This window comes from Amycolatopsis sp. YIM 10 (assembly GCF_009429145.1).
GTDB lineage: Bacteria > Actinomycetota > Actinomycetes > Mycobacteriales > Pseudonocardiaceae > Amycolatopsis.
Map to the genome: position 1 here is coordinate 3,217,662 of NZ_CP045480.1, position 26,281 is coordinate 3,243,942.

Here is a 26,281-nt window from a genome sequence, read left to right on the forward strand (position 1 = left end):
CTCGCCCCGGCCGGGGCGGGGGTAACGCGGCCAGTGGGCGCTACCCGCCGGCGAATCGCAGGAGACCGGCATGTCCCGCAGTCCTCGAGCCCGTCCGGTGTTGTTCAGCCGCAGGTCGTGGCCGGAAACCCGGCGGATCGCCGACATCCTGCGCAAGGAGACGATCGGCGGGGCGTTGCTGCTGGCCGCCGCCGTGGTCGCGGTGGTGCTGGCGAACTCGCCGTGGAGCGGGTTCTACGAGTCGGTGCGTTCCTTCGAACTCGGCCCGTCGGCGCTGCACCTGGATCTGCCCGTGGCGACCTGGGCCGCGGACGGGTTGCTGGCTGTCTTCTTTTTTGTCGCCGGGCTGGAGCTGAAACGCGAGTTCGTCGCCGGGGACCTGCGTGATCCACGCCGGGCGGTCGTGCCGATCGCCGCGGCCTGTGGCGGGGTGGCCGTTCCGGCGTTGATCTACGTCGCGATCAACGCCGGGGGTGGTGAGGCGGCCCGCGGCTGGGCGATCCCGACGGCCACCGACATCGCCTTCGCGCTGGCGGTGCTGGCCGTGGTCGGGCGCTGCCTGCCCTCGGCGCTGCGGACCTTCCTGCTCACCCTGGCCGTGGTCGACGACCTGCTCGCGATCCTGATCATCGCCTTGTTCTACACCGATGACCTGCAGATCGTGCCGCTGCTGCTGGCGCTGGCGCCGCTGGGGATATTCACCCTGCTGGTGCAGTACCGGGTGCGGTCGTGGTGGCTGCTGTTGCCGCTGGCCGCGCTGACCTGGATGTGGGTGCACGAATCAGGCGTCCACGCCACCGTGGCCGGGGTGCTGCTCGGTTTCGCCGTGCCGGTGCTGCGCAGTGAACGCGCCGGGGGACCGGACGCCGGGCCCGGGTTGGCCGAGCACTTCGAGCACCGGTTCCGGCCGTTGTCCGCGGCGGTGGCCGTGCCGGTGTTCGCGTTGTTCGCCGCCGGTGTGCCGCTCGGTGGCTGGGACGGCCTGCGCAGCGCGCTGACCGACCCGGTGGCACTGGGCATCGTGGCCGGTCTGGTGGTGGGCAAGACCGTCGGGATCTCCGGTGCCACCTGGCTGCTGTCCCGGTTCACCAAGGCCGAGCTGGACGACGGGCTGGGCTGGGTGGATGTGCTCGGCCTGGCCATGCTCGGCGGTGTCGGGTTCACCGTCTCACTGCTGATCGGCGAACTGGCTTTCGGCGCGGGCAGCGAACCCGACGACCACGCCCGCGTCGCCATCCTCGCCGGATCATTGCTGGCCGCGCTCCTGGCCACGATCATCCTGCGTGCCCGCAACCGGGTCTACCGGCGAATCCACGAACTGGAGAACATCGACCAGGACGCCGACGGAATCCCAGACATCTACGAACGCCGCGACGACACCTGAGCGCCAGCGTCATTCCGGCCCGCGTTTGCCCGCCTTGCGACGGCTGAGCACCACGGCGCCGAGGATCATCGCGGCGAGTACGGCCAGCAGTGGCAGCACGCCGATGCTGTCCACCCAACCGGCCAGGGTTTCCTGGATGGCGCCGGCGGCCTCGATCACGGGGTCGCCGGCGTCGCCGTCGCCGAAGTACAGCCGTAGTTCGTAGACGCCGTAGTAGCCGACGTACAGGCCGACGAGGACGAGCAGTCCGCCGCCGATCCGGTTGATGTGCGGCAGCATCCGGCGGAAACCGGTGGTCACGGCGGAACTGGCCAGCGCCACGGCGGTCGCGAGCACGCCGACGACCAGTGTCATGCCCAGGCCGTAGGCGAGGTAGGCGGTGATGCCGCCGAGAACGGAACCGCCGCGGAAGGTGGCGCTGGTGACCGCGAGAAAGGGGCCGATCGTGCAGGACAGCGAGGCGATCGCGTAGGCCAGGCCGTAGCCGAACATCGAGCCCAGCCGCGCGGTCGGCGCGCCCTTGCCCGGCTCGGGCAGGAACAGGGTGAGTTCCCGCCCGGTGAGCATCCAGAGGCCGAGCCCGAGCAGCGCGGCGCCGATCACCACGGTGATCGCGGGCAGGTACTGCTGCACCGAGGCCGCCAGCGGCGCGACGATGAGGCCGAATGCGCCGAACACCACCAGGAAGCCCAGTGCCATCGTGGCGGTGGCCGTCAGTGCCCGGCCGACCAGTGCGGTGCGGCCGCGTGCCCCGCCGTCCTGCCCGGTGATCACCAGGGTCAGGTAGGCGGGCAGCATCGCGAAGCCGCACGGGTTCAGCGCCGCCACCAGCCCGGCGGCCAGCGCGAAGCCCAGCGTCTGCGGGTCCACGCCGTCAGGTGCCGGAGAGCGCGCCGACGCGCGCGGCGAGGTCCTGTTCGGACAGCGTGCCCTTGACCACGTCCACCGAGCCGTCCGCGCCGATGAACGCGAACGCCGGTTGCTTGGTCACGCCGAACCGTTTCCACACCGCGGCGTCCAGGTCGGCGAGGTGCTCGAAGGTGCCCAGTTGGTACTTGGCCACGAAGTCCCGCATCGCGGGCACCTCGTCCTGGGCGGCGACCCCGACGAAGGTGGTGCCGGTGCTCGCTTGCGCTGCCTTGGCCACGGTCGGGGCTTCCCGCTGGCACACCGGGCACCACGGCGCCCAGAACCACAGCACCGCGGGCTTGCCCGCGAGGCTCTGCCCGGAGAAGTCCTTGCCGTCGATGGTTTTCACGTCGAACCGGAGCTGTTCGGGCCCGGCGGCGGTGGCCGGTTCCGTGGTGCCTGGCGTGCCCGGTGCGGCCGGGGGTGGTGGTGTGCCGGGCTGCCCGCCGGTGCCCGCGGGCGTGCCGCACCCCGCGATCAGCACGAATGTGGCGATAACCAGTCCCACGGACCGGAAGAGCTTCACCGTGACCACCTCTCGGAGCGAACGGTATGCGGCGCCGACAGTAGGCGGTGCGCGGCCGCACCGGTCCGGCGCGGGCGTATCCGTAAGCAGGCCGTAACAGCTTGATCGGCGGCAGCTCCTCGCTGACCACGATCGTGCACTTGTTCTCGTTTCTCCGGGCCTCATCCGTCCTTTGTGGAGTGAGGGGTCGACTTCCGGTAGCTGCCCAGCGTCACGCCGGCGATCACGACGGCACCACCGAGCAGTTGGTGGAGTTCGAGCGACTCGCCCGCCAGCAGCACGGCCCAGCCCAGGCCGGCGACCGGGACGATGTTGAGCAGGTTGACCGCGACGCTCGATTCGAGCCGCCGGAGGCCGTGGTTGTAGAGCAGGAACGCCGCCACCGAGCACAGTGCCGCGAGAAAGCCGATCCGCAGCAGGTTTCCTCCGGACGGCACGGTCCAGCGGTCCGCTTCGAACAGCGAGAGCAGCACAAAACCGCCCGCGCCCGCCAGTGTCTGGTAGTAGGTGATCACGATCGGCGAGGCGCCGGAGTCGTCCCGCTGGGCGACGAGGTTGTACACCGCCCAGACGACGCCGCCCGCGAGGAGGAGCAGGTCGCCCCACAGGCGGTGCTCGCCGCCACCACCGGTCTGGCCGCGCACGACCAGCCACACCCCGGCGATCGCCACCAGCATCCCGGCGAACCGGACGGCGGAGAACCGGGCGCGGCCGCACAGGATTTCCAGCACCAGCGTGATGATCGGGTAGGCGGCGACGATCAGCGTCGCGTCGGAAGCGGTGGCCCAGGCGACACCGATGTTCTCCACCGCGAAGTACACCGTGATGCCGAGAAGGCCCGCGAATCCGATGCGCAGCCGCTGGCGCGGGGAGGGGAGCCGCTTGTCCCGGCGGGTGTGCACCAGCAGGCCGAGGATCACCGCGGCGAGCACGAAGCGCAGTGCGCCGATGGTCATCGGCGGGATCTCGGCGAGTGCCACCTTCGTGACCGCGAACGAGCTGCTCCAGATCAGCGCGGCGGCGAGGATCGCGGCCACGGAAAGTCCCCGCGCTGCACTGCTTCCGGGAACCGTTGTGGCAGGTTCGGCCGACTGGGAAATGGACAAGATCTGCTCCCCCCTGATGGTGCGCTGTGGTTCTGGCGCGACCGTAACAGCGTGCGGGAAGCCTTCGAGTTGTGCCGTGATAAATTCGGCGACGAGTGGAGAACGTCGAATTCTGCTCGGTCTCGACGAGGATGGGGTCCCGGTGGACGAACTTGATACGGCGTTGCTGACCCTGCTGCAGGAGGACGCCAAGCAGACCAACAAGGAACTCGCGCGGCGCCTGCACATCGCGCAGTCGACCTGCCTGGAGCGGGTGCGGGAACTGACCCGGCGCGGGATCGTGCGCGGCCACCGCGTCGAGGTGGATCTGAAGAAGATCGGCAGGCCGGTGCAGGCGATGGTCGCGGTGCGGCTGCGCCCGCCGGACCGCGCGGTGATCGAGTCCTTCCGCGCCTTCGTGACCAGCCTGCCCGAGGTGCTCTCGGTTTTTGTGATGTCCGGCAGCGACGACTTCCTGCTGCACATCGCCGTCGCCGACAACGACCACCTCAGCGGCTTCATCCTCGACCGCCTCACCCAGCGCAAGGAGATCGTGGACGTCCGGACCTCGGTCATCTTCGACCACTTCCGCCGTCCGGTGGTGACCCCGTCGGCTCCGGACGAGCTGTAGCCGTAGTTCGGCCGATCTGGAATGAAACCGGGCACGCGGGGTACGCCTGTCATATCGGACAAGAAAAGGACCGGACAAGGAAAGGGGTTGTCGTGACACACCAGGAGACCGGCGAGGTCACCGGTACCAAGGACAAGCACTACAACATCATCTGGTTCACCGAGGCGTGCCTGTCCAACGCGCTGCGGATGGAGAACTACCGGCAGGACGCCGAGCGGGACGGGGACAAGGAGCTCGCCGACTTCTTCCGCCGCGCGCAGGAGGAAAGCCGCAAGGGCGCCGAACTCGGCAAGCAGTTGCTCGCCAAGCGGTTGTCGCAGTAACAGAACCGACGGGGCGGCGTTCGGCCGAGTTCGAGGCTGGCGCCCGCCCCTGTTGAATCGCCTGGTCAAGATCGGTACACAGGGCGTGTGACCATGGAGCACGACCGGACCGGGCAACCGGGGTTCGCGGCGGGGGTTCTCGGCGCGCTGGAGGTGCGCCTCGACGGGGTTCCGCTCCCGCTGGGCCCGTCCCGGCAGCGGTCGGTGCTCGCGGTGCTGCTGCTGGCAGCGGACCGGGTGGTGCCGATCGATCGTCTGATGGACCGCGTCTGGGGCGCCCGGGCGCCCGCGCGGTCGCGGTCGGTGTTGCGCACCTACCTTTCTCAGCTGCGCCAGACGCTCGCCCCGGCCGGTGTCACGATCACCTGGCAGGACATCGGTTACCGGTTGAGCATCGGAACCGGTGAGGTCGATGTGCATCGGTTCCGCCGGCTGCTCAGCGAGGCGCGCGCCGGTAACGACCCCGTTCGCGCGGTGGAGCTGGCCGACGAGGCGCTGGCGTTGTGGCGCGGGGATCCGCTGGCCGAACTGGACACCCCATGGGCCGAGGAAATCCGCGAACGCCTGGACAACGAACGGGTCGCCGCCGCGGCCGACCGCATCGACTGGGCGCTGGAGTGCGGGCGGCACCGCGAACTCCTGCCCGATCTGTTCACCCGCACGGCCGCCGACCCGCTCAACGAGCGCGCCGCCGGGCAGCTGATACTCGCCCTCTACCGCGACGGTCGCCAGGCCGACGCGCTGGAGCACTTCCAGCGCCTCCGGCGGCACCTGATCGACGAACTGGGCACCGAGCCGGGTGCCGAACTCCAGCACCTCCACCAGCGCATCCTCGCCGCTGACCTGGGTCCCGTCCGCGCCACGGCCGCCAGTCCGGTACCCCGCCAGCTGCCCGCGCCACCGGCGCCGTTCGTCGGCAGGCAGGAGGAACTGGACCGGCTGGACGCCGCCCTCGCCGAGACCGGCGGCATGGGCATCGCGGCCGTCGCCGGGCCGGGCGGTATCGGCAAGACCTGGCTGGCGCTGCACTGGGCCCACCGGCACCTCGACCGGTTCCCCGACGGGCAGTTGTTCGTCGACCTGCACGGGTTCAGCCCCGGTGGCGATCAGGTGGATCCGGCGGTCGCGGTGCGGGGATTTCTCGACGCGCTCGGCGTGGACCGCGCCCGCCTGCCCGCCGAGCCGGCCGCGCGGGCGGCGCTGTACCGCAGCCTGGTCGCGGGGAAGCGCCTGCTGGTGGTGCTGGACAACGCGGCCGGCGCGGAGCAGGTGGTTCCCCTGCTGCCCGGCAGCCCGTCGTGTGCCGTGCTGGTCACCGGCCGCGTCAAGCTGGCCTCGCTGATCGACCGGCACGGTGCCCGCCACGTGCGACTGGACGTCCTCACCGAGGAGGAGGCGTACGCGCTGCTGGCCGAACGGCTGGGGGACCTGCGGGTGGCCACCGAGCCCGCGGCCGGCGAACTGGCCGAGTTGTGCGGGTACTACCCGCTCGCGCTGTCGATCACGGCCCGGCACGCCGCCACCCGCCCGCGCGTCCCGCTCGCCGAGTTCGCCGCCGAACTGCGTGAGCTGGGCATGGACATGCTGGACAACGACGATCCCGCCGCCAGCCTGCCCGCGGCGCTGTCCTGGTCGCTGCGCGCGATGACCGGCGCGCAGCGCACGGTTTTCGCCCTGCTGGGCAGCGCGCCCGGTCCCGGCATCAGCCTGCCCGCGGCGGCCGCGCTGCTCGGGCTCTCCCCGATGAGGACGCGAAAAGCGTTGCAGGCCTTGGAAGACGCCTCGCTGATCGATCGCCACGCCGGTGACCGCTACGCCATGCACGACCTGATCCGCGCCTACGCCGCCACCGTAGATGTGCCCGAGCCCGAGCGGCGGGCAGCTTCGGTGCGGGTACTGGATTTCTACCTGCACACGGCACACGCCGCCGAGCGCCTGCTCAATCCCCACCGCCAGCCGATCGACCTGCCGTCACCCGCGGCCGACGTCCAGGTCCACCCGCTGCCCGACGACACGGCCGCGATGGCCTGGCTCACCGCCGAACATCCCCAGTTGCTGGCCGCCCAGCAGGCCGCGGCCGCCGCCGGGCACCACCGCGTGGTGTGGCAGCTGGCGTGGACGCTGCACACCTTCCACTACCGGCGCGGGCTTTTCCGTGACGAGCTGGCGGTGTGGCAGGCCGCGCTGACGGCGGCCGAGCCGCATCCCGCCGTGCGCAGCCTCGTGCAGCGGCTACTCGGCCGCGCCCACGCCCTGCTGGGGCAGCTGACGGAGGCAACGGAGCACCTGAACCGGGCACTGGAACTGGCCGAGCGCCACCACGACACCGCTCTGCTGGCCTACACCCACTACGACCTCGCGGGCACCTGGGAACTGAGCGGGAACGACCAGCGCGCACTGGAACACGGCGAACGCGCTCTCGATCTCTTCCGCGGCCTCGACCAGCCGGTGCGGGAAGCGCAGGCGCTGAACGGGGTCGGCTGGTCGGCCGCCCGCCTCGGTGACTTCGAGACCGCCCGCTCGCACTGCCAAGCAGCTCTCGTCCTGCACCGGCGCCACCACGACGCCCAGGGTGAAGCGGCCACTTTGGACAGTCTCGGCTACGTCGAGCACCAGACGGGAAGGCACCGGCAGGCCGTCCACCACTACCGGCGGGCACTCGCCCTGCGCCGCGAACTCGGCCACGCCTACGAGGCCGCCAACACGCTGGACAACTGCGGCCACCCGTACGCCGCACTCGGCGAGCACGACCAGGCGCGCGAAGTGTGGTGGGAGGCGTTGGAGCTGTACCGCGAACAGGGCCGCACCGAAGATTTCGAGCGCGTGCGACGCCAACTCGACGGGCTCGGGGCGTGGCCGCGGATCACCGCGACCGTGTCTGCTGCCCGTTGACGCGCGCTCGCGGCATGATGGGCCGTGCAGCGTTCCCCGACGAAGGGTCCGAAGACCATGGCCGCTCTGCCCGCTCCGCGTACGCCGGATCCGATGGAGGCACCCGTCGTGCGGTGGGGAATCCTCGCGCCGGGTGGGATCGCGCGGTTGTTCTGCGCGGCCCTGCGACAGGGGACACGACAGGAGATCGCCGCCGTCGGCTCGCGGAGCTTGGAACGCGCGAAGGCGTTCGCCGATGAGTTCGGCGCCGCCTCGGCGTACGGCTCCTACGCGGAACTGGTGAACGATCCGCGGGTCGACATCGTCTACGTGGCGTCGCCGCATTCGGAACACCACGCGCAGGCCCGCCTCGCGCTGGAGGCGGGCAAGCCGGTACTGGTCGAGAAGGCGTTCACCCGCAACGCGGCCGAAGCCGAGGACCTGGTCGAGCTGGCAAAGGCGAAGCAGCTGTTGCTGGTGGAGGCGATGTGGGCCCGGTTCCTGCCGCACTACGACGTGATCGGGCAGGCGCTGGCGGACGGGCTGATCGGTGAGGTCACCACGGTTTTCGCCGATCACGGCCAGCCGCTGTACCCCGACGGTCCGGCGCGGCTGGCGAGCCCGGACCTGGCCGGTGGCGCCCTGCTCGACCTCGGCGTCTACCCGGTGTCGTTCGCGGAGTTCGCGCTGGGACCGTTCACCTCGGTCACGGCGGTCGGCGCACTGACCGAGCTCGGTGTCGACACCCAGGAGGCCATCACCGTCACGAACGCCGCCGGCGCGCACGGTGTCCTGCACGCCTCGATGCTGGGCGCGACCCCTGGCACGGCGTCGATCTGCGGCACCGGCGGCCGCCTGGACATCGGCGGCCCGTTCTACGGCCCGACCTGGGTCCGGCTGCACGACCGGTACGGCAAGCTGGTCGACGAGCACGCGCAGGTGGCGGACGCGGGGCACGGGGGCCTGCGCTACCAGGCCGCCGAGGCGGCGCGCTGCCTGGCGGCCGGGCGAACCGAGTCGGAGATCTTCCCGCTGGACGCCACGGTCCGGGTCATGGCGGCGATGGACGAGATCCGCGCGCAGCTCGGGGTCCGCTACCCGGGCGAATGAGCCGGTTGCCGTATTGAGGCCCAGTCGACCAGGAGGACCCGGTGAGTTACGACCTCGCCGTTTGGCACGAGCCCGCGGGAATCGCGGCGGACCAAGCGGCACGCAAGTACACCCGGCTCATCACCGAGGAGCCCGGGACCGACCCGACGCATCCGCGGGTCGCGGCGTTCTATCGGGAGCTGACAGCCCGATACCCGGAGCTGGACGGCCTGCCGGACGACGACAGTTCGCCCTGGTCCGTCCGGCTGACCGTGACGAGTGCCGCCGTGGTCATGTGCCTGGTCTGGTCCCGCGCCGACGAGGTCGGCCCCCAGGTGCGGAGCTTGGCTGACCGGCACGGCCTGGTGGTCTTCGACCCGCAGAACGAATCGGTGCACCACCCGGAGGCCATGCGGACAAAGCCGACTTTGGTCCTGTCGACCTGCGGCGGTTCCCAGGCGGACAACCCGGATCCGGAGACGATCAAGCGGACCCTGCGCACCCTGTCCCTCGGCAACTGGTTCGCTGTCCTCGAACGCGGCGACACCTACGTCCAGGTCGGCTTCGGTGAAAACGCCGGAACGCGTCCCGGCTGGTATGCGCTCGAACGTCGCGATGGCTCTGCGGACAAGCATTTCCGTGCCGAGGTGGCCGACCTCGACGAGATCATCGCCGCCTTCACCGGGTTCGCCGGTCACGACGGGGCCTGGCCGCAACGCTTCTCGTGGCGGAAGGTCGTTCTCTAGTGGACTCTCGGCCGGTTCCTACTCGCGGGCATTGGTGCGATAGGCGGCAAAGCCGAGCACCAGCCCGGCGATCGCGACGGTGGCCGCGAGCGTCGCGGTCGCGGGCGCCATGCCCCAGCCGCTGACGGCGTAGCCGGTGGCCACGGTGAGGAGGGCGGCCGGGAGGTAGGCGCTGATGTTGAGCGCGGCGTTGGCCTCCGCGCGCCGGTGGCTTTCGACGTGCTGGGCGATCAGCCGGAGGCCGCCCAGTTGGCCGAGGCCCTGGCCCGCTCCGGCGAGCACGGCCGAAGCGACGAACAGCGCGGGACTCCTGGTGACCAGCGTGAGGACCACCGCGCTCATCGCCAGCACGGTGCTGACGGTCCCCAGCGCGAACAGGCGGTGCACGGCAAGCCGGGTGAGGGCGAGTTGTGATCCCGTGGCCGCCAGGAACATCAAGCACGCCGCGCCACCGGCCAGCAGGGGTGAGGTGTTCCCGGCCACCAGCACCAGCAGGGACGGGCCGAGCGACAACACGAACGACGTCGCCGTCAGACCGGGGCCGAAAACCGCGGCACCACTGGAAATCCGCACCCGGTCGGGCGCGGGCACGTGCGGGAGTCGCGGCCAGGGAAAACCGTGGCCCGCCGGACGGGGGAGTGGCAGGCCGGCGTACCCGGCCAGGGCGAGCACCAGCAACGCGATGTTCACCGAGAACACCCACTCCACCGGCCGGTCGGTGACCTCGTACACGAGTCCGCCCAGCAGCGGCCCCAGTCCGGCGCCGAAGACCATCGCGATCGACGCCAGCATCGACGTCGTCTGGCGGCGGTGTTCCCCGCCGAGATCCACCACGGCGGCCATGCCCGCCGAGACCACGATGCCGACCGAAACCCCGACGAGGAACCGGGCCACGATCAGCGCCGCGACGCTGTCCGCGGTCATGAACAACACCGCCGAGACCAACGCGACCAGGATGCCCGGCACGACCACCCGCTTGCGGCCGTACCGATCCGCGGCGCGCCCCGCGACGAGCAGTGTCAGCACCAGTCCCGCGATGTAGACGGCGAACACCACCGTCAGCGTGCCCGGCGAGTAGCCGAGTTCGTGTTGCCAGTACGCGTAAAGCGGGGTCGGCGAGTTCGACAGGGCGAAGACCGCGGTCACCGCCCAGGCCGCGCTGATCGCCTGCCATCGCGAACCACTTCGCGATGGTGCGGGGTGCGTGGTCGTCACCGTCGGCACCGTTGTCACCACTGCCTCCTTGTACGAGAAAATTCGTACTGCGAAGGTAGCAGTACGTAAATTCTCGTACAAGGTGCTAGGCTGAGCGCATGGTCACCGAGACGCAGAGACCGCCGCTCCTGCCGGAGCCGGCTGCCGACGAGCTGCGCCTCGAGGTGGTGATGGGCGCGCTGGCCGATCCGCTTCGGATGACCGTGGCGCGCAAGCTGCTGCTGGACTCCGACGAGTTCGACCACCCGTGTGGCTGGTTCGGGTTCGACCGCCCCAAGTCCAGCCTCACGCACCACTTCAAGGTCCTCCGTGAAGCCGGGGTCATCCACCAGCGGCAGTACGGACTCGAACGCCGGAGCCGCCTCCGGCGCGAGGACCTCGAACGGCGCTTCCCCGGCCTGCTCGCGCTCATCGCCGAGACGGGTCAGGACTGAGGCTCCGCTCACCGCGACGGCATCCGGTGCCCCCGCTCATCTAGGGTCGCGTTCATGTGGATCAGGCGTGGCGCCGGTGTGCTCGCGACGGCCGGGGTGCTGGCCGTCGCACTGACCGGGTGCGGGGAGTCGCGCGACTACGCCGTGCCCGATCGCGTGTGCGGCGTTCCCGTGGACGCGGGCGCGCTCTCGCCACTGCTGCCCAATGGCGAGAAGGTCGACGAGAGCCCCGTGGACAAGGGGCCCGAGAGCGTGTCCTGCCGGGTGCGGGTGGACGACTCCCTGGTGGTGCACCTCTCGGGGGACATCACGGATCGCGACACCAGCGCGGTGTCCCTTGAGGACCGAGGGCTGGCGCGGCTCGGGAATCCCGCCCTCACCGAGGGAGTGGGAGACGTGGCCGCGGTGGCGGACATCGGGGCCAAGGCCATGGCCGACTGCGCGTACGAGGGTGAGCCCCGGCAGTTCGTCGGGCTCGTTCAGTTGCCGGGCGAGAATCCGGTCCCCGCTGACGCCGCCGAACGCCGGAACGCTCTCCTGGCGTTCCTGAAGTCCTGGTTCCCCGCGGCGGCGCGGGCTCAAGGCTGCGTGCCGGGCACCTGACGCACCGTGCTCGCCACCCTGGCGGGTTGACGGCTGATACCTGGCCTCCCTAGGTTACCCGACATCGGACATGGGACGTCCCATGTCGGACCTCTAGCCCTCTGAACCCCTCAACGAGGAGGCGGAACCCGGTGAAACCACGTTCAAGACTGGCCGCGACCCTGCTGGCCGCCGTAGCGCTCTGCTTGCCGGTCGCTCCAGTGGCTTCGGCCGCCCCGGCGGCGCCAGGCGGCTGCACGTCCTCGGTGCCGTTCGTTTCGGGCACCGAGGGTTACCACACCTTCCGGATCCCGGCGATCGTGCGCACGGCCACCGGCTCCCTGCTCGCCTTCGCCGAAGGACGCCGCGAGTCGGCGGGCGACTCCGGGGCGATCGAGGTCGTCTCGCGCTCGTCCACCGACGGCGGGTGCACCTGGGGCCCGCTGAAGGTGGTCTCGGCCAATGGCGACGCCACCGCGGGCAACCCGGCCCCGGTGCTCACCCGCGGCGGCGAACTGGTCCTGCTCACCACCCGCAACGGCCGGGTGTCCGAAGACGAGATCATGGCCGGGAAGGTGTCCGAACACGACAGTAGGCGGGTGTTCGTCCAGCGCAGCAAGGACAACGGCCGGACCTGGACCGAGGCCACCGACATCACCGCGGCCACCAAGCAGCCGGACTGGCGCTGGTACGCCACCGGTCCCGGGCATGCGATCGTGCTGCGGCACGGCCCGCACGCGGGCCGGATCGTGGTGCCCGCCAACCACTCCGGCGCGCCGCCCGCCGGTTCGCCGGACGTCGGCACGGAGGACAAGTACTACGGCGGTCACGATCTCTACAGCGACGACGACGGCCGGACGTGGCACATCGGATTCCGCGACAACCCCACCGACGGTGTCATCGCGCCCAACGAAACCACCGTCGCCGAACTTCCGGACGGCAGGCTGTACTTCTCCAGCCGCAACCAGGGTTCCGCGCCGGAACACCGGCTCGGCGCCTACAGCACGGACGGCGGGAAGACGCTCACCGCGCCCTACCAGGTCGAGGAATCCCTGAGCGGGCCGGTGGTCCAGGGCAGTGTGCTGCAGACGATCGTGCCGGGCGTGCTGCTGTTCTCCGGGCCCGCCGACCCCGCCAAGCGGAGGCTGATGCAACTCCGGATCAGCTTCGACGGCGGGCGGGAGTGGCGGCCGGGGCTCACCGTGACCACCGGTCCCGCCGCGTACTCGGACCTGGTGCAGGCCGACCTCACCACGATCGGGCTGCTCTACGAGACCGGGGTGACCGGGACCTACGAAACCGTGACTTTCCAGCGGATCCCGCTGTGGCGGATCGCCGGCTGAGAGTTCACGAGACCGTGAAAGTTCGCGGTCGAAATCAGGGGATAGCCACCGGGTCCGACCGTCCGCTAAACTGTGTGAGGCTTACACAGTTAATGGCCGCGACAACGTCGAACTTGGGGGACACATGTCCGCGAACTCCGTAGGAAGCCGGTCGTCCGGCGGGCTCGCCCGCCGGATCGTCACCATCGCCTGGCTGGTGATCAGCGTGGTCCAGGTGGTGATCTGGCTGCTCATGAGCGTGCTCGGCACTTCGGTGAAGGGCCCGTTCTGGCTCTGGACGATCGGCATCGGCGGGGCGGCGCTGCTGGTGTGGCGCTCCCTCGACCCGGCTCGGCGAGGCGGGGCGGAGTGACCGGCATGCCCACGATGACCTCCACCGCGCCGGTCCGGCTGGACTCGGTGCGCAAGATCTACGGCTCCGGCGAGAGCGCGGTGGCCGCGCTGGCCGGGGTGTCGGCCGACTTCCCGGCGGGCACCTTCACCGCGGTGATGGGCCCGTCCGGGTCCGGCAAGAGCACGCTGCTGCACTGCGCGGCGGGTCTCGACGAGCCGACCTCGGGCGGGGTCACCCTCGCCGGGACCGAGCTGAAGGGGATGACCGAGACCCAGCTGACGGAACTGCGCCGCCGGCACGTCGCGTTTGTCTTCCAGGCCTTCAACCTGATGCCCGCGCTGACCGTCAGGCAGAACGTCACCCTGCCGATGCTGCTGGCGGGCCGCGAGCCGGACAACGCGTGGGTGGACCAGGTGATCGAGCGCGTGGGGCTGACGCAACGCGTGAAGCACCGCCCCGGCGAACTTTCCGGCGGGCAGCAGCAGCGCGTCGCGATCGCCCGTGCGCTCGCCGCCCGGCCCGCGGTCGTTTTCGCCGACGAACCGACCGGCGCGCTCGACACGAACACGGCGCTCGAAGTGCTGAACCTGATGCGCGAACTGGTCCGCGCGGGCCAGACCATCGTGATGGTCACCCACGACCCGGTGGCCGCGTCCTTCGCCGACAACGTGCTGTTCCTGGTGGACGGCCGGATCGTCACGGAGTTGGCGGCACCTGGCGTGGAGACGGTCGCGGCCACCCTGGCGCGACTCGGTGCCCAGGCCAAGCAGGCTGGGGGCCGGTGATGGGTTCGGTCTTCCGGCTGGCGTTGTCGAGCCTGCGCTTCCGCGCGGCCGCGTCGCTGGCTTCGTTCGTCGCGATCCTGATCGGCTGCGGGCTGCTCATCGCGTGCGCCGGGTTGTTCCAGACGGCCATTGTGTTGCAGGCGCAACCACAACGGCTGGCCGCGGCGCCGGTCGTGGCCGGTGGATCGCCGGGTTTCCAGCTGCCGGACGAAGAATCCGAGGTCGTTCCCTACGCCGAGCGTGCCCGGCTCACCCTGGACCAGGTCACCGAGATCGGTGCCGTCGAGGGTGTACAGCGTGTGGTCGCGGATGTCTCCTTCCCCGCTGTACTGGGTGAAGGGGACGGCACCTCTGTCCTTTCCGGACACGGCTGGGAGTCCGCCGCGCTTGGTGCTTACCAACTGGGCGAAGGGAGCGAGCCGCTGTCGCCGGGGCAGGTCGTGCTGGACGCGGCTTCCGCTGCCTCGGCCGGGGTGAAGCCCGGTGCGAGCATCGACCTCGCGGTCAGCGGCGGGAAGCAGACCTTCACCGTCACCGGGATCGCCGAGCCGGGGCAGGCCGTGCGAGCGCCCGCGTTCTTCTTCTCGGCGGCGGACGTCCAGCGCTTCGCGACGCATCCGGGCTCGGTGGACCTCGTCGGCGTTTTTCCCGCCGAGGGAACGGATGCCGCCGGTCTGGCCGCGCGCGTCGCGGAGCGGGTTCCCGGCGTGAACGTGCTGACCGGGGACGACCGCGGCGCCGCCGAATTCCCCGGCGTGGCCGGGAGCAGGCTCCCGCTGATCCTGCTGGCCGCGGTGTTCGGCGGCATGGTGCTGGTGGTCATGGCGCTGGTCGTCTCCGCGACGATCAGCCTCACCGTGCGGCAACGGCAGCAGGAACTCGCGCTGCTGCGCGCCACCGGTGCGACACCGAGGCAGGTGCACCGGATGGTCGTCGCCGAGACGATGGTGGTCGGTGCGCTCGGCGCCGCCGGTGGCGCGCTGCTCGGCAGCCTGATCGGGAACCAGATCTTCGGCACCAGCGCGTCGCTCGGCATCGTGCCCGAGGAACTGGTCTTCCAGCAGGACATCATCGCCTTCGCCGCCGGAATCGTCGCGACGCTCGCGATCACGTTCGCGGCCGCGTGGTTCGCCGCGCTGGCCGCCGCGCGCGCCCGGCCGATCCAGGCTCTCGCGGAGGCCGCGATCCCGAGCGTGACGGTGAACCCGTTGCGGCGCATGGGCGCGCTGGTGTTCGCCGTCGCGACGGTGTTGCTCGCGGGCACGACGGTGTTCATGCCCGCCGACACCGCGTCGGCCATCGGCGGCCCGGCCGTGCTCACCGGCGCGATCGCGGTGGCCCTGCTCGGCCCGGAGGTGATGGCCTTCGTCGCGGATCGTGGCGGCCCGTTCATCCGGCGGATCGCCGGGCCGGACGCCACGCTCGCCGTGCTCAACACCCGAGCGCGGGCGGTGGCGTTCGCCGCCGCGCTGACGCCGATCACGCTCGCCTGCGCGGTCGCGCTCGGCAATATCTACTCGATGACGACCGTGCAGAGCGCGCAGGTGTCGTCGTACGCCGGGCAGTTGCGCGCGGACGCCGTGGTGAGCACGACCGGGGGCGGCATCCGGGCGGAGGACGTCGAGCAGCTTCGCGCCACGCCGGGGGTCGGCGCCGTCTCGCCGTTCGTCACGAGTTCCGGCTGGATCGAGGAACCCTACGACGGCAACGGAAGCGACCCGTTGCGCCTGCTCGGCATCGCCGCCGAGGACCAGGGCGGGTCGGTGCTGGCCACCGAAGTCACGTCGGGTTCGCTGAAGGACCTCAGAGGAGACTCCGTCGCACTGCCGGAGGGAGTCGCCGAAGGCCTGGAAATCCAGCTGGGGCAGCAGATCACCATGCGGCTCGGCGATGGGGAGCGGGCGCGGGTGACCGTCGTCGCGCTGCTCGACAGCCCGTCGAGTTACGCGAGCATGGTGCTGCCCGCCGAACTGCTGGCCGCGCACAGCACCAGTGGCCTGCCGGAACGGGTCCTGGTGACGGCGGCGGCCGGGCAGGACGTGGACAACCTGATGTCCGCGCTCACCGATCGGGTGACGGACTGGCCGGGCGCCACCGTCGGTGACGGCGACGCGCTGACGCAGAGCTTCCAGGCGGGCGCCGACGTCGAGGCGATGATCAACTACCTGCTGGCGGTGCTCGCGATCGCCTACGCCGCGATCGCCGCGGTGAACACGCTGGCCGTGGCCGTGCTGGCCCGGCGCCGGGAGTTCGGGGCGCAGCGGCTGGCGGGCGCGGACCGGCGTCAGGTGCGGCGAATGCTGTTCATCGAAGGCGGCATCGTCGCGACGACCGGGCTGGTGCTCGGGGTGGTCATCTCGTTGTGCACGGTGCTGCCGATGGCGCTCACCACCGGCGAGATCGTCCCGTCCGGACCGGTGTGGGTGTTCCCCGCGGTGGTGCTGGCCGTGTTCCTGATCGTGTGGCCGGTCACCGCGCTCTCCGCGCGCCTGGCGATGCGCCGCAGCCCGATCGAGGCAGTCACCCTCCCCGGTGCGTGACGGAAAGCGGAGAGTCGCGGCCGGATTCGGCTGACGCGATCGACAGTTGCCACCGCATCTTTCAGAAGGCGCCGGGCAGGACGAGGACGCCCCAGGCCAGTGCGGGGCCGAGGCCGACGATGGCGCAGTTGGTGGAGAAGGGGGAGACGTCGACGATGGTGGTCGAGATCGCCAGCGCGGCCACCAAGCCGGCGGCGCTGAGGTGGCTCGACAGCAACAGCGGCACCGCGATCGGGATGATGGCGGTGAGGATCGCGGTGGAGGAAGCGAAAGCCGAGGTCACCGCGACCGTGAGGCACAGGAGCAGCGCGACGAGCAGGGGTGCGCCCACCCGGGCGGCGTGTTCCGAAGCCGGACAGCCGCGCCTGCCCCGCGGAGTCCGGCTGACCGACGCCGGCGCGGCCCTCGCCGAACGTGGCCGGGCGATCCGCCGCCGGCTGCGCGCGGCGCAGGCGGACCTGGACGTGTTCGCCCGCCTGGACCGGGGCACGCTCCGGCTCGGGTCCTTCCCGACGACCAGCTGACCGTCACCCACCTGCTGGACGACCCGACCGTGCTGGTCGTGCCCGCCGACTCCGAACTGCTCGAACAGGCCGAGGTGAGCCTCACCGCGCTGGCGGAGCAGTCCTGGATCATCCGCGCCGACAACCATCCGGTGGCCGAGGTCCTGCGCCGCAGCTGCCGTCTCGCCGGTTTCGAACCGACCATCGCCTACGAATCGCACGACTACCAGGAGGCGCAGGCGATGGTGGCCGCCGGGCTCGGGATCGCCATCGCCCCGCGGCCGGCCCTCACCAACCGCCGCAACGACGTCCGCCTGGTCCCGTTCGACACCGATGTGCCCGCGCCGACCCGGCGAATCCTCCTCGCCCGCACGGAAACCGCGAACCCACTCCGGCCGCGCTCGCGATGACCACGATCCTGCACGCGGTCGCCGAGAAGTTCGGCGGTCCCGACCTACGGCGCAGTCAGATCGGCACCGTCCACAGCCGGTGACCCGGCTCACCGGTTCCGCCGGGGTAGCCTTTTCCCATGGAGCTTCAGCAGGCACGGACGGGCCGCCCGAGGGGGTTCGACGCCGACGAGGCCCTCGAGCGGGCCATGCGCGTCTTCTGGGAGCAGGGTTACGAAGGCGCCAGCCTGACCGACCTGACCGAAGCCATGGGCATCACCCGCACCAGCATGTACGCGGCCTTCGGCAACAAGGAGGCGCTGTTCCACAAAGCACTGGAGCGGTACGGCGCGGGTCCCGCCTCGTACGTGGGCGAGGCGCTGCTGCAACCCACCGCCCGGAAGGTGGCCGAGGCGATCCTGCGCGGGGCGATCCTCGTCACCACGGGACCGGACACGCCCGCCGGCTGCTTCACCGTCCAGGGTTCACTCGCCGCGGGCGAGACCGGGCGCGTCGCCCGTGACGCCCTGACCGCGTACCGCAACGACGGTCTGCGGCAACTCCGCGACCGGTTGCGCCGGGCCGTTCGCGAGGGCGACCTCCCGCCGGGCAGCAATCCCGGCCGGCTCGCCCGCTACCTCATGACCATGGCGAACGGGATCGCCGTCCAGGCCGCCGGTGGCGCCTCCCGCAAGGAGCTGCAAGCGGTGGCCGACCTGGCCATGACCGGCTGGCCAGCCGACTGACGTAATCAGGCGATGCGCGCCAACGCGGCGGAGAACAGCGCGATCGAGGCCTGCGCCGCCTCGTCGTCACGGGAACTCAGCCAGGCCGAGGTGATCCCGATCGAGGCGGCGATAAGCGCCTCGGCCAGGACCCGCGGGCTGACGGACAACGGGGCACCGTCGCATTCATGCCATTCCTGAAGGATCTTGTCCACGTGGTCGACGTACGCGGCGTGTTCGCGGCGAGCCACGTGCGCGAGGTCCGGCGTGCGTGCCGCCACGTCCACCAGTTCGGCGGTCAGCAGGTGGTACTCGGGATCGGACCGGACGCGGTCGAGGATCGCGCCGAGCGCGGCGGCGATGCTCGCCTCCAGGTTCTCCGCGTCGGCGATGGCGTCCCACGCGCTGCCGAGCGACGCGTCGAGTTCACGATCCAGCAGCGCGGCGAACAGTTCGTCCTTGGAGCGGAAGCAGTAGTGGAACGCGCCCTGCGGCAGCCCGGCCCGGTCGGCGACGGCCCGGGTGGTGGCCGCGCCGATGCCGCCTTCGCGCATGACCTCGACGGCGGCGTCCAGCAGCTGCTCGCGGCGCTCGGCCGCCGGCCGGTGTTCTCGTGTCCTGCGTGTCATCGGGCGTTCCTTCTCCGCTCTGGTCACCCCTGCCGCACCGGCTCACGTGCCGCGGCGCGCCACATCGCGATCGGCTTCGCCGACGACCGGAAGCCTTCGATCCTACCGGTGGGGGTGAACCCGAATCGCGCGTACAGGGCGGCGCTGCGCTCGGTCGACGCCTCGAGATAGGCGGGTGTGTCCACTGTGCTCAGACGCGCGTCGAGCAGGGCGGACCCGACGCCGAGTCCGCGCCCGGCACCGTGCACGCCGATCGCCTGCAGGTACCAGTGCGCCTCGCTCGGCCGGGCGAGACGGAGCGCGCGTTCGAGGCCGGCCGCCCGGCGCAGGCCGCGGAGGCCGAAAGCCCGCAGGTACGACCTGGCGTTGCGAAGGTGCTGGAACGTCCCTTCGCCGCGGTGGCCCGGAGCCGACCACACGGCGACCCCGAGCAGCTTCCGGTCCTGCTCGGCGCGGGCCAGGTCGACCACGCCGTGGCGCAACCCACCCCGCACGAAGACGCGGAGCAAGTGGCTCAGTCGCTCCTCTCGCTCGTCCGGGGTCCCGCTGACGAACGTCGACATGACGGGGTCCAACCGGAACGCGTCGGCCAGTACACGGACGGCTTCCTCGACGTGGACGGGCGCGGCGGGCGTGACAACGATCATGACGACTCCCTGGGTGACGGCGGGTGATGACCCCACCGTACCCGTGTTTAGGTCAGGCGACCAAGTCAATCGCCCAAGTCGCTGGGCGGGCGGACAGCCGGGAACGTCACGAACTTGGTTACCGCAGCACCCGCGGGGTGAGAGGGAGGTCAGAGTGAGAAAGCGCGTCCGTCCGCGCCGAGCGCCATGATCCGGGTGCGGTACCCGACGTAGCTGGGGTACTCGCCGGCCATCCACAGCACGCTCATGGCACCGTCGCCGGGCAGGCCGACCGGTTTGAACGGGCGCACGTTCAGTTCGGTGGAGTTCCGGGTCACCGGTTCGCCCGACCAGGTGCGGCCGCCGTCGGTGGTGCGCCACCGTTCGACCTCGTGGCGGCCGCCGGGGACCTGCCGGGAAAGCAGCACCGTCGACGGATCGGTGTGGTCGAGCGAAATTCCGCCGGAGTAGTTCGGCTCCTTGCCGTCCGCGCTGATCGAATCGCCCGCCGCGGTGATCTCGTGGTCGTGCCAGCGGCGCCCGTCCCAGCGCGCGTAGCGGTACCGGTGGTCGGTGTCGGCGGGGAAGTTGGCGTAGACCAGGACCGGGCGTTCACGGCGGTCGGTGGTGATCTCCCAGATCCAGGACTTGGGCCTGCCGGTCGCGTCGTAGACCTTGTCCGCCTGCGACGGGGGTGCCGAGCGGGCCGATGCGCGCGCCGTTCGCGCGGTACAGGTGCCCGGCGCGGTAGTACATGTAGTAGATGCTCGTGTGCACGTTCCGCGGATGCCCGTCGGTGAAGGCGAAGTGGATCGTGTCCTGGTTGTCGGTGCACATCTTCACGTACGGCCGCTGTCCGGGAACTTGGATCAGCGACCTGGCCCCGGTCCACCGGTCGTCGCCGTCGGTGGTGCTGAAGGCGGGATTGAAGTCCGCGCCGCGCCAGAACAGGTACGTCCGGCCGTTTTCCGCGGCCAGCCGGGCGATGCTGGTGTAGGTCCAGCCGTACTGGCCCTGGGTGTTCGTTTCGATGGTCCTGGCCGGTTCCCAGCCTCCGGTGACGTCCTCGGGGAGGCTGGACCGGCGGTAGTACAGCGGGATGTTCCTCGCGTGCGCGGTCCAGTACACCTCGAGGCGCCCGTCGGGCAGCACGTGGATCGCCGGATTGTTGTGGTCGTCGATCTCGAAATTTTCGGCCAGCACGGCATGGGACAGGCGCGCGGTTTCGTGGTCGTACTGCGCGACGGTGATCTGACCGGTATCGGTGATGTAGCCGATGTACGTGCGTTTCCACCGGCCATGGTGGTGCACCGCTCTCGGACCGCCGAACCAGCACCAGGCGCCGCTGGGCGCGATGGGCCGTGACGTTGCGGACGTTGCGGACGTTGCGGAGGCCTGTCCGGTGGCGCCGAGCAGAACCGCCGCTCCGGCGAGGCCGAGCGCGGTCCGGCGCGGGAACGCGGCACTGTCGATCGGGTTCACGGCCACCCCCGGATGCTGTGCGGTCCCAACAGTGTTACCGCTCACATGAGGGCTGGTCAATCCGCCGATCGACTGTCCACAGTAAACGTCCGAGACGGTCGGCCGAGCCGTATGAGCAACTCATCATCAAACCCGTCGGCCCGAATAGATCATACTCATGCACCATTCGCGGATCATTTCGATGTTCGGCGGGCCGGACTTTCTCTTGACCTCGCCGTGACCAACGGCGGTATGGTGTCAGGCGGGCCGCCACCTCGTTGGGAATGAGTCGGATACATCTGACCCTGTCCACCGTCACCACAACAGGGAGTTGTGTGATGCCGAGGTACCGATCCGTTTTCTCCGCCGCGCTGATCTTGGCGATGGTGATCTCCGTTCTGTCCTCCCCGGCACCGCACCAGCCGGTGGCGGCGGCCGCGCCCGGCAGTCCGGCGGTGACCCCGCCACTGGGCTGGAACAGCTGGAACAGCTTCGGCTGCGGCGTGAACGAAACGGTGGTCCGGCAGGCGGCCGACGCCATGGTCGATTCGGGCATGCGGGACGCGGGATACCGGTACGTGGTGGTCGACGACTGCTGGTTCGACCCGCAACGCGACGCGCAGGGGAACCTGCGTGCCCACCCGTCCAAGTTCCCCAGCGGCATGAAGGCGCTGGGCGACTACATCCACAGCCGCGGCCTGAAGTTCGGGATCTACCAGGTGCCCACCGAACGCACCTGCGCCCAGCGGGTCGGTACGCATCCCGGATCGACCGGCAGCAAGGGCCACGAGGTCCAGGACGCCAACACGTTCGCCTCGTGGGGCGTGGACTACCTCAAGTACGACTGGTGCTCACCGGAAGGGACGCGCGACGAGCAGGTCGCCCGCTTCACCCTCATGCGGGACGCGGTGCGCGCCACCGGACGGCCGATCGTCTACAGCATCAATCCCAACAGCTTCCACGCCATCACCGGTGACAAGTACAACTGGGGCCAGGTCGCCGATCTGTGGCGCACCACGGAGGACCTGCTGGACATCTGGCAGAACGGCAACGTCAACAGCTACCCGATGGGCGTCGGGAACGTCGTCGACGTGAACGCCCCGCTGGCCGCGCAGGCCGGACCGGGGCACTGGAACGACCCCGACATGCTGGTGGTCGGCAGGCCCGGGCTCACGCTGACCGAGTCGCGGTCGCACTTCGCCCTGTGGGCACTGATGGCGGCACCGCTGATGGCGGGCAACGACATCCGCACCATGTCGGCCGACGTGAGCGCGATCCTGCGCAATCCGCGCCTGCTGGCGGTGAACCAGGACGCTCTCGGCGCCGGCGGGCGACGGGTGCGTGACGACGGCGACGCCGAAGTGTTCGCCAAACCGCTGTCGGACGGCTCGGTCGCGGTCGGCTTGTTCAACCGCGGCGGCGGCACCGCCACGATCAGCGCCACGGCGGCACAGGTGGGCCTTTCGGGCGGGCCGTTCACGCTGACCGACCTGTGGACCGGCGCCACGTCGAGCACCGCGGGCCCGTTCACCGCGAGCGTGCCGGCGCACGGCGTGGCGGTGTACCGGGTGTCCGGTGGCGCGCCGCTGGCCGGTACGACGTCCCGCCTGCGCGGTGAGGGATCGGGACGCTGCCTCGACATCGACAACGGCTCGACCGCGGCCGGCGCGAACGCGCTGATCTGGGACTGCCACACCGCGGCGAACCAGCTGTGGACGACCTGGCCGGGCGGGGAGATCCGGGTTTTCGGCGACAAGTGCCTCGACGCCTACAACCAGGGCACCACCAACGGAACCCGGGTGATCACGTGGCCGTGCAACGGGCAGGCCAACCAGAAGTGGACGCTCGGCGCGAACGGCTCCGTCACCAACGCCGGTTCGGGGCTCTGCCTTGACGTCAACGGCGCGGGCACGGCGAACGGCACGACCACGGTCCTGTGGACCTGCAACGGACAGGCCAACCAGCGATGGGTCCGCGGCTGAGCGGTCCGATGGGAAGGAGTAGTCATGCTCCGTCGACTGTGGACAGTGGCCGCGGTGCTGGTCGCCGCCGCCGGGCTGGTGAGCGCCGCGCCTGCGGAAAGCGTGCGGGCACAGGCCACGTTCAACAATCCGGTGTTGTGGCAGGACTTCGCCGACATCGACATCATCAGGGTGAACGACGCCTACTACTATTCGGCGTCCACCATGCACTACTCGCCGGGTGCGCCGATCCTGCGCTCGTATGACCTGGTGAACTGGGAGTTCGCCGGGCATTCGGTGCCACGGCTGGACTTCGGCTCGAAGTACGACCTGTCCGGCGGACGCGGTTACGTGCGCGGGATCTGGGCGTCGATGTTCAACCACCGCAAGAGCAACAACACCTTCTACTGGGGTGGGTGCGTCGACTTCGCCAACACCCACCTCTACACCGCGTCGACGGTGGAAGGCCCGTGGCAGCGGCACGCCACGATCAACAAGTGCTACTACGACGCGGGCATGCTGATCGACGACAACGACAAGATGTACGTCGCCTACGGCAACACGAACATCAGCGTCGCGGAGCTCTCGCCGGACGGGAAGAGCGAGGTGCGCTCCCAGCAGGTGTTCTCCACCCCGTCGAACATCGGCACCCTCGAAGGCGCGCGGTTCTACAAGCGCAACGGCAACTACTACATCTTCCTGACCCGCCCGGCGAACGGTCAGTACATCCTCAAGGCGAACAACCCGTTCGGCCCGTACACGCTCGGGCAGGTGCTGCTCGACCTGCCCGGCCCGATCCCCGGCGGGGGAGTGCCGCACCAGGGTGGCCTGGTGCAGACGCAGAACGGTGAGTGGTACTACCTGTCCTTCGTCGACGCCTATCCCGGCGGCCGGGTGCCCGCGCTCGCGCCGATCACCTGGACCGCCGACGGCTGGCCCAAGCTCCAGACGGTGAACGGCAAGTGGGGTGCGACCTATCCCTTCCCGAACCTGACGCCCCGCCCGGTCAAGCCGATGATCGGCGTGGACACCTTCACCGGCACCGCGCTCGGCCCGCAGTGGGAGTGGAACCACAATCCGGACACCTCGAAGTACACCGTCGGCAACGGGCTGCGCCTGCAAACCGCGACGGTCACCGGTGATCTCTATTCGGCCCGCAACACCCTGACCCACCGCATCCAGGGCCCGAGTTCGACGGCGACGGTGACGCTCGACCTGTCCGCGATGCGGGACGGCGACCGCACCGGGCTCGCCATGCTCCGTGATTCCTCGGCCTGGATCGGGATCAAGCGCGACGGCGGCCGCAACCGCGTGGTGATGGTCAACAACCTGACCATGGACAGCAACTGGAACACCACGAACACCGGCACCGAGGTGGCGGGCGCCGACTTCGCCGGAACCCGGATCTGGTTGCGCGCCAACGCCGACATCCGCCCGGGCGCGGGCAGGCAGGCACGGTTCTCCTACAGCACCGACGGCGTGAACTTCACCCCGTTCGGACCGGGCTTCACCATGAACCACAACTGGACGTTCTTCATGGGCTACCGGTTCGCCGTGTTCAACCACGCCACCCAGGCGCACGGCGGCGCGGTGACCCTGCAGCGGTTCGAACTCACCACGCCGTGAACCGGGCGTGCCCACCAGAAGGAGAACGCATGCTCGGCTCGGGTAAGGCCCGCCGGAGACGGCGCCCGGCGGTGCTCGCCGCGGTGACGGCGTTGCTGGCCGGTGCGCTGCTCGGCACCGGCGCCACCGCGGCGGGGGCGGCGACGGTGGACCCGAGCGCGTGGTACCTGCTGGTGAACCGCAACAGCGGCAAGGCACTCGACGTGTCCGGTGTGTCCACAACGGACGGTGCGCAGCTGCACCAGTGGAGCCGCACCGACGGGACCAACCAGCAGTTCCAGTTCGTGGACTCCGGCGGCGGGAACCACCGGATCAAGGCGCGGCACTCCGGCAAGGTGCTGGACGTGTACAACTTCTCCACCGCCGACGGCGCGAACGTCGTGCAGTGGACCGACAACAACACCACCAACCAGCAGTTCCGGCTGGCCGACTCCCCGGACGGCCACGTCCGCCTGCTCAACCGCAACAGCGGCAAGGCGGTCGAGGTCCAGGGCGGGTCCACCGCCGACGGCGGCCGGGTGGTCCAGTACGCCGACCACGGCGGCGCCAACCAGCAGTGGCGGCTGGTCCCGGTCACCGGCAACCCCGGCGGGGCGCTGCCGTCGAGCTTCCAGTGGTCCTCGAGCGGCGTGCTGGCCGGTCCGAAGCCGGACGCGCAGCACCCCGGCGCGCTGGCGGTCAAGGACTTCACCGTGGTGCGGCACAACAACCAGTGGCTGGTGTACGCGACGACGGCCAGCCCGTCCGGCTGGGGACTGGTGAACTACAACTTCGGCGACTGGTCGCAGGCCGCGTCCGCGCCACACACCTATTTGGACACCGCGTCGGCGATCGGCCCCGGTTACCGCGCGGCACCGCAGTTGTTCCAATTCGCCCCGCAGAACCTGTGGTACCTGGTCTACCAGACCGCGCCGCCGACCTACTCGACCAGCACCAACCCGGCCGACCCGCGCTCGTGGTCGGCACCGCGCACGTTCATCGCGCAGGAACCGCCGATCGTCACCCAGAACAAGGGTGACGGCACCTGGATCGACTTCTGGGTCATCTGCGATTCGGCGAACTGCTACCTGTTCTTCAGCGACGACAACGGGCACATCTACCGCGCGCAGACCACCATGGCGAACTTCCCCAACGGCTTCGGCAACACCCAGATCGTGCTGTCGGACGCCAAGTTCGCGTTGTTCGAAGCGACCAACGTGTACAAAGTGGCCGGTGCCGACCAGTATCTGCTGATCCAGGAGGCGATCGGGGCGAACGGGCGTTACTTCCGGTCGTTCACCTCCAGCAGCCTCACCGGGAACTGGACCCCGCACGCCGCTTCGGAGAGCAAGCCGTTCGCCGGGAAGAACAACGTCACGTTCCCGGGTGGGCTGTGGACGAACGACATCAGCCACGGGGAACTGGTCCGCGCGAACAACGACCAGACGCTGACCATCAATCCGTGCCGGCTGCAGTACGTGTACCAGGGCATGGCCCCCGGTTCGGGCGGGGAGTACATCAAGCTCCCGTGGCGGATGGGCCTGCTCACCCAGACCAACTCGACCTGCTGATGCGGACGGCCACA

General features: G+C 70.2%; 27 protein-coding genes and 1 pseudogene. 18 read left to right on the forward strand and 10 right to left on the reverse strand.

Annotation, left to right across the window (positions count from 1 at the left end):
* Positions 1–70 precede the first annotated feature (70 nt).
* The gene (nhaA, locus tag YIM_RS15745; RefSeq protein WP_153031065.1) at positions 71–1,384 is read left to right on the forward strand and encodes a Na+/H+ antiporter NhaA; all 1,314 of its coding nucleotides are present in this window, start codon (positions 71–73) and stop codon (positions 1,382–1,384) included.
* Positions 1,385–1,393: 9 nt separating this feature from the next.
* Here nhaA and YIM_RS15750 read toward each other — a convergent pair whose 3' ends face one another.
* The 3 genes from YIM_RS15750 to YIM_RS15760 all read right to left on the reverse strand — a co-directional run bounded on the left by YIM_RS15750 (position 1,394) and on the right by YIM_RS15760 (position 3,856).
* The gene (locus YIM_RS15750; RefSeq protein WP_153031066.1) at positions 1,394–2,254 is read right to left on the reverse strand and encodes a cytochrome c biogenesis CcdA family protein; all 861 of its coding nucleotides are present in this window, start codon (positions 2,252–2,254) and stop codon (positions 1,394–1,396) included.
* A 4-nt stretch (positions 2,255–2,258) separates the two neighbouring features.
* On the reverse strand, positions 2,259–2,819 hold the full coding sequence (locus YIM_RS15755) for a protein disulfide oxidoreductase (RefSeq protein ID WP_228004759.1): 561 nt from the start codon (positions 2,817–2,819) through the stop codon (positions 2,259–2,261).
* 161 nt (positions 2,820–2,980) lie between these two features.
* Positions 2,981–3,856, reverse strand: a complete 876-nt coding sequence (locus YIM_RS15760; protein ID WP_228004760.1) for a DMT family transporter — start codon at positions 3,854–3,856, stop codon at positions 2,981–2,983.
* A gap of 211 nt (positions 3,857–4,067) precedes the next feature.
* Here YIM_RS15760 and YIM_RS15765 point away from each other — a divergent pair, with 211 nt between their 5' ends.
* From YIM_RS15765 to YIM_RS15785, 5 genes are all read left to right on the forward strand, one after another.
* A complete protein-coding gene (locus tag YIM_RS15765; RefSeq protein ID WP_153031069.1) occupies positions 4,068–4,535 on the forward strand; it encodes an Lrp/AsnC family transcriptional regulator in 468 nt (155 codons plus the stop codon).
* A gap of 92 nt (positions 4,536–4,627) precedes the next feature.
* Positions 4,628–4,858 (forward strand): hypothetical protein, encoded by a 231-nt coding sequence (locus YIM_RS15770; protein WP_228004761.1) that lies wholly within the window; start codon positions 4,628–4,630, stop codon positions 4,856–4,858.
* A gap of 93 nt (positions 4,859–4,951) precedes the next feature.
* The gene (locus tag YIM_RS15775) at positions 4,952–7,750 is read left to right on the forward strand and encodes a BTAD domain-containing putative transcriptional regulator (protein ID WP_153037017.1); all 2,799 of its coding nucleotides are present in this window, start codon (positions 4,952–4,954) and stop codon (positions 7,748–7,750) included.
* Between the two features lie 93 nt (positions 7,751–7,843).
* Complete coding sequence (locus YIM_RS15780) at positions 7,844–8,839, forward strand: Gfo/Idh/MocA family protein (protein WP_228004762.1); 996 nt, start codon at positions 7,844–7,846, stop codon at positions 8,837–8,839.
* Positions 8,840–8,880: 41 nt separating this feature from the next.
* Complete coding sequence (locus YIM_RS15785) at positions 8,881–9,564, forward strand: hypothetical protein (RefSeq protein WP_153031072.1); 684 nt, start codon at positions 8,881–8,883, stop codon at positions 9,562–9,564.
* Between the two features lie 18 nt (positions 9,565–9,582).
* Here YIM_RS15785 and YIM_RS15790 read toward each other — a convergent pair whose 3' ends face one another.
* A complete protein-coding gene (locus YIM_RS15790; RefSeq protein WP_228004763.1) occupies positions 9,583–10,797 on the reverse strand; it encodes an MFS transporter in 1,215 nt (404 codons plus the stop codon).
* An 80-nt stretch (positions 10,798–10,877) separates the two neighbouring features.
* On the opposite strand from YIM_RS15790, the gene YIM_RS15795 reads away from it, so the two are divergent.
* From YIM_RS15795 to YIM_RS15820, 6 genes are all read left to right on the forward strand, one after another.
* Positions 10,878–11,213 carry a helix-turn-helix transcriptional regulator gene (locus YIM_RS15795; RefSeq protein WP_153031074.1) on the forward strand — a complete coding sequence of 112 codons (336 nt, stop codon included), beginning with the start codon at positions 10,878–10,880 and terminating at the stop codon, positions 11,211–11,213.
* A gap of 54 nt (positions 11,214–11,267) precedes the next feature.
* Positions 11,268–11,816, forward strand: coding sequence for a hypothetical protein (locus tag YIM_RS15800; protein WP_153031075.1), 549 nt, complete (start codon positions 11,268–11,270; stop codon positions 11,814–11,816).
* Positions 11,817–11,947: 131 nt separating this feature from the next.
* A complete protein-coding gene (locus YIM_RS15805; protein WP_153031076.1) occupies positions 11,948–13,138 on the forward strand; it encodes an exo-alpha-sialidase in 1,191 nt (396 codons plus the stop codon).
* 124 nt (positions 13,139–13,262) lie between these two features.
* Positions 13,263–13,490, forward strand: a complete 228-nt coding sequence (locus YIM_RS15810; protein WP_153031077.1) for a hypothetical protein — start codon at positions 13,263–13,265, stop codon at positions 13,488–13,490.
* A gap of 14 nt (positions 13,491–13,504) precedes the next feature.
* The gene (locus YIM_RS15815) at positions 13,505–14,257 is read left to right on the forward strand and encodes an ABC transporter ATP-binding protein (protein WP_228004994.1); all 753 of its coding nucleotides are present in this window, start codon (positions 13,505–13,507) and stop codon (positions 14,255–14,257) included.
* Entirely contained in the window at positions 14,257–16,797 is a 2,541-nt protein-coding gene (locus YIM_RS15820; RefSeq protein ID WP_153031079.1) for an ABC transporter permease, read from the forward strand. Before YIM_RS15815 ends, YIM_RS15820 begins: the two co-directional genes overlap by 1 nt.
* 61 nt (positions 16,798–16,858) lie before the next feature.
* On the opposite strand, the gene YIM_RS15825 is transcribed toward YIM_RS15820, so the two are convergent.
* Positions 16,859–17,080, reverse strand: a complete 222-nt coding sequence (locus tag YIM_RS15825; protein ID WP_255462946.1) for a hypothetical protein — start codon at positions 17,078–17,080, stop codon at positions 16,859–16,861.
* A gap of 7 nt (positions 17,081–17,087) precedes the next feature.
* Between YIM_RS15825 and YIM_RS49140 the strand changes: the two genes are divergently transcribed.
* The 3 genes from YIM_RS49140 (at position 17,088) to YIM_RS15835 (ending at position 18,435) form a co-directional block, all read left to right on the forward strand.
* Positions 17,088–17,321, forward strand: coding sequence for a hypothetical protein (locus YIM_RS49140; protein WP_228005116.1), 234 nt, complete (start codon positions 17,088–17,090; stop codon positions 17,319–17,321).
* Positions 17,322–17,359: 38 nt separating this feature from the next.
* Complete coding sequence (locus YIM_RS49145; RefSeq protein WP_255462947.1) at positions 17,360–17,710, forward strand: LysR substrate-binding domain-containing protein; 351 nt, start codon at positions 17,360–17,362, stop codon at positions 17,708–17,710.
* A 119-nt stretch (positions 17,711–17,829) separates the two neighbouring features.
* On the forward strand, positions 17,830–18,435 hold the full coding sequence (locus YIM_RS15835) for a TetR/AcrR family transcriptional regulator (RefSeq protein WP_153031080.1): 606 nt from the start codon (positions 17,830–17,832) through the stop codon (positions 18,433–18,435).
* Positions 18,436–18,440: 5 nt separating this feature from the next.
* Here YIM_RS15835 and YIM_RS15840 read toward each other — a convergent pair whose 3' ends face one another.
* From YIM_RS15840 to YIM_RS49155, 5 genes and pseudogenes are all read right to left on the reverse strand, one after another.
* Entirely contained in the window at positions 18,441–19,043 is a 603-nt protein-coding gene (locus YIM_RS15840; RefSeq protein WP_153031081.1) for a TetR/AcrR family transcriptional regulator, read from the reverse strand.
* Positions 19,044–19,066: 23 nt separating this feature from the next.
* A complete protein-coding gene (locus YIM_RS15845; RefSeq protein WP_153031082.1) occupies positions 19,067–19,690 on the reverse strand; it encodes an N-acetyltransferase in 624 nt (207 codons plus the stop codon).
* Positions 19,691–19,839: 149 nt separating this feature from the next.
* A complete protein-coding gene (locus YIM_RS49150) occupies positions 19,840–20,097 on the reverse strand; it encodes a hypothetical protein (protein WP_228004765.1) in 258 nt (85 codons plus the stop codon).
* A 144-nt stretch (positions 20,098–20,241) separates the two neighbouring features.
* A pseudogene (locus YIM_RS50025) lies at positions 20,242–20,310 on the reverse strand (hypothetical protein); the annotation flags it as partial.
* On the reverse strand, positions 20,282–21,157 hold the full coding sequence (locus YIM_RS49155; protein WP_228004766.1) for a BNR-4 repeat-containing protein: 876 nt from the start codon (positions 21,155–21,157) through the stop codon (positions 20,282–20,284). The gene YIM_RS49155 and the pseudogene YIM_RS50025, both read right to left, overlap by 29 nt.
* A gap of 356 nt (positions 21,158–21,513) precedes the next feature.
* On the opposite strand from YIM_RS49155, the gene YIM_RS15855 reads away from it, so the two are divergent.
* From YIM_RS15855 to YIM_RS15865, 3 genes are read left to right on the forward strand one after another with little or no spacing between them, the layout of a single operon-like run.
* Positions 21,514–23,112 carry a ricin-type beta-trefoil lectin domain protein gene (locus YIM_RS15855; protein WP_370469020.1) on the forward strand — a complete coding sequence of 533 codons (1,599 nt, stop codon included), beginning with the start codon at positions 21,514–21,516 and terminating at the stop codon, positions 23,110–23,112.
* A 24-nt stretch (positions 23,113–23,136) separates the two neighbouring features.
* Positions 23,137–24,717, forward strand: a complete 1,581-nt coding sequence (locus tag YIM_RS15860; RefSeq protein WP_153031084.1) for a glycoside hydrolase 43 family protein — start codon at positions 23,137–23,139, stop codon at positions 24,715–24,717.
* 29 nt (positions 24,718–24,746) lie between these two features.
* Positions 24,747–26,267 carry a non-reducing end alpha-L-arabinofuranosidase family hydrolase gene (locus YIM_RS15865; RefSeq protein WP_153031085.1) on the forward strand — a complete coding sequence of 507 codons (1,521 nt, stop codon included), beginning with the start codon at positions 24,747–24,749 and terminating at the stop codon, positions 26,265–26,267.
* Positions 26,268–26,281: the final 14 nt, after the last annotated feature.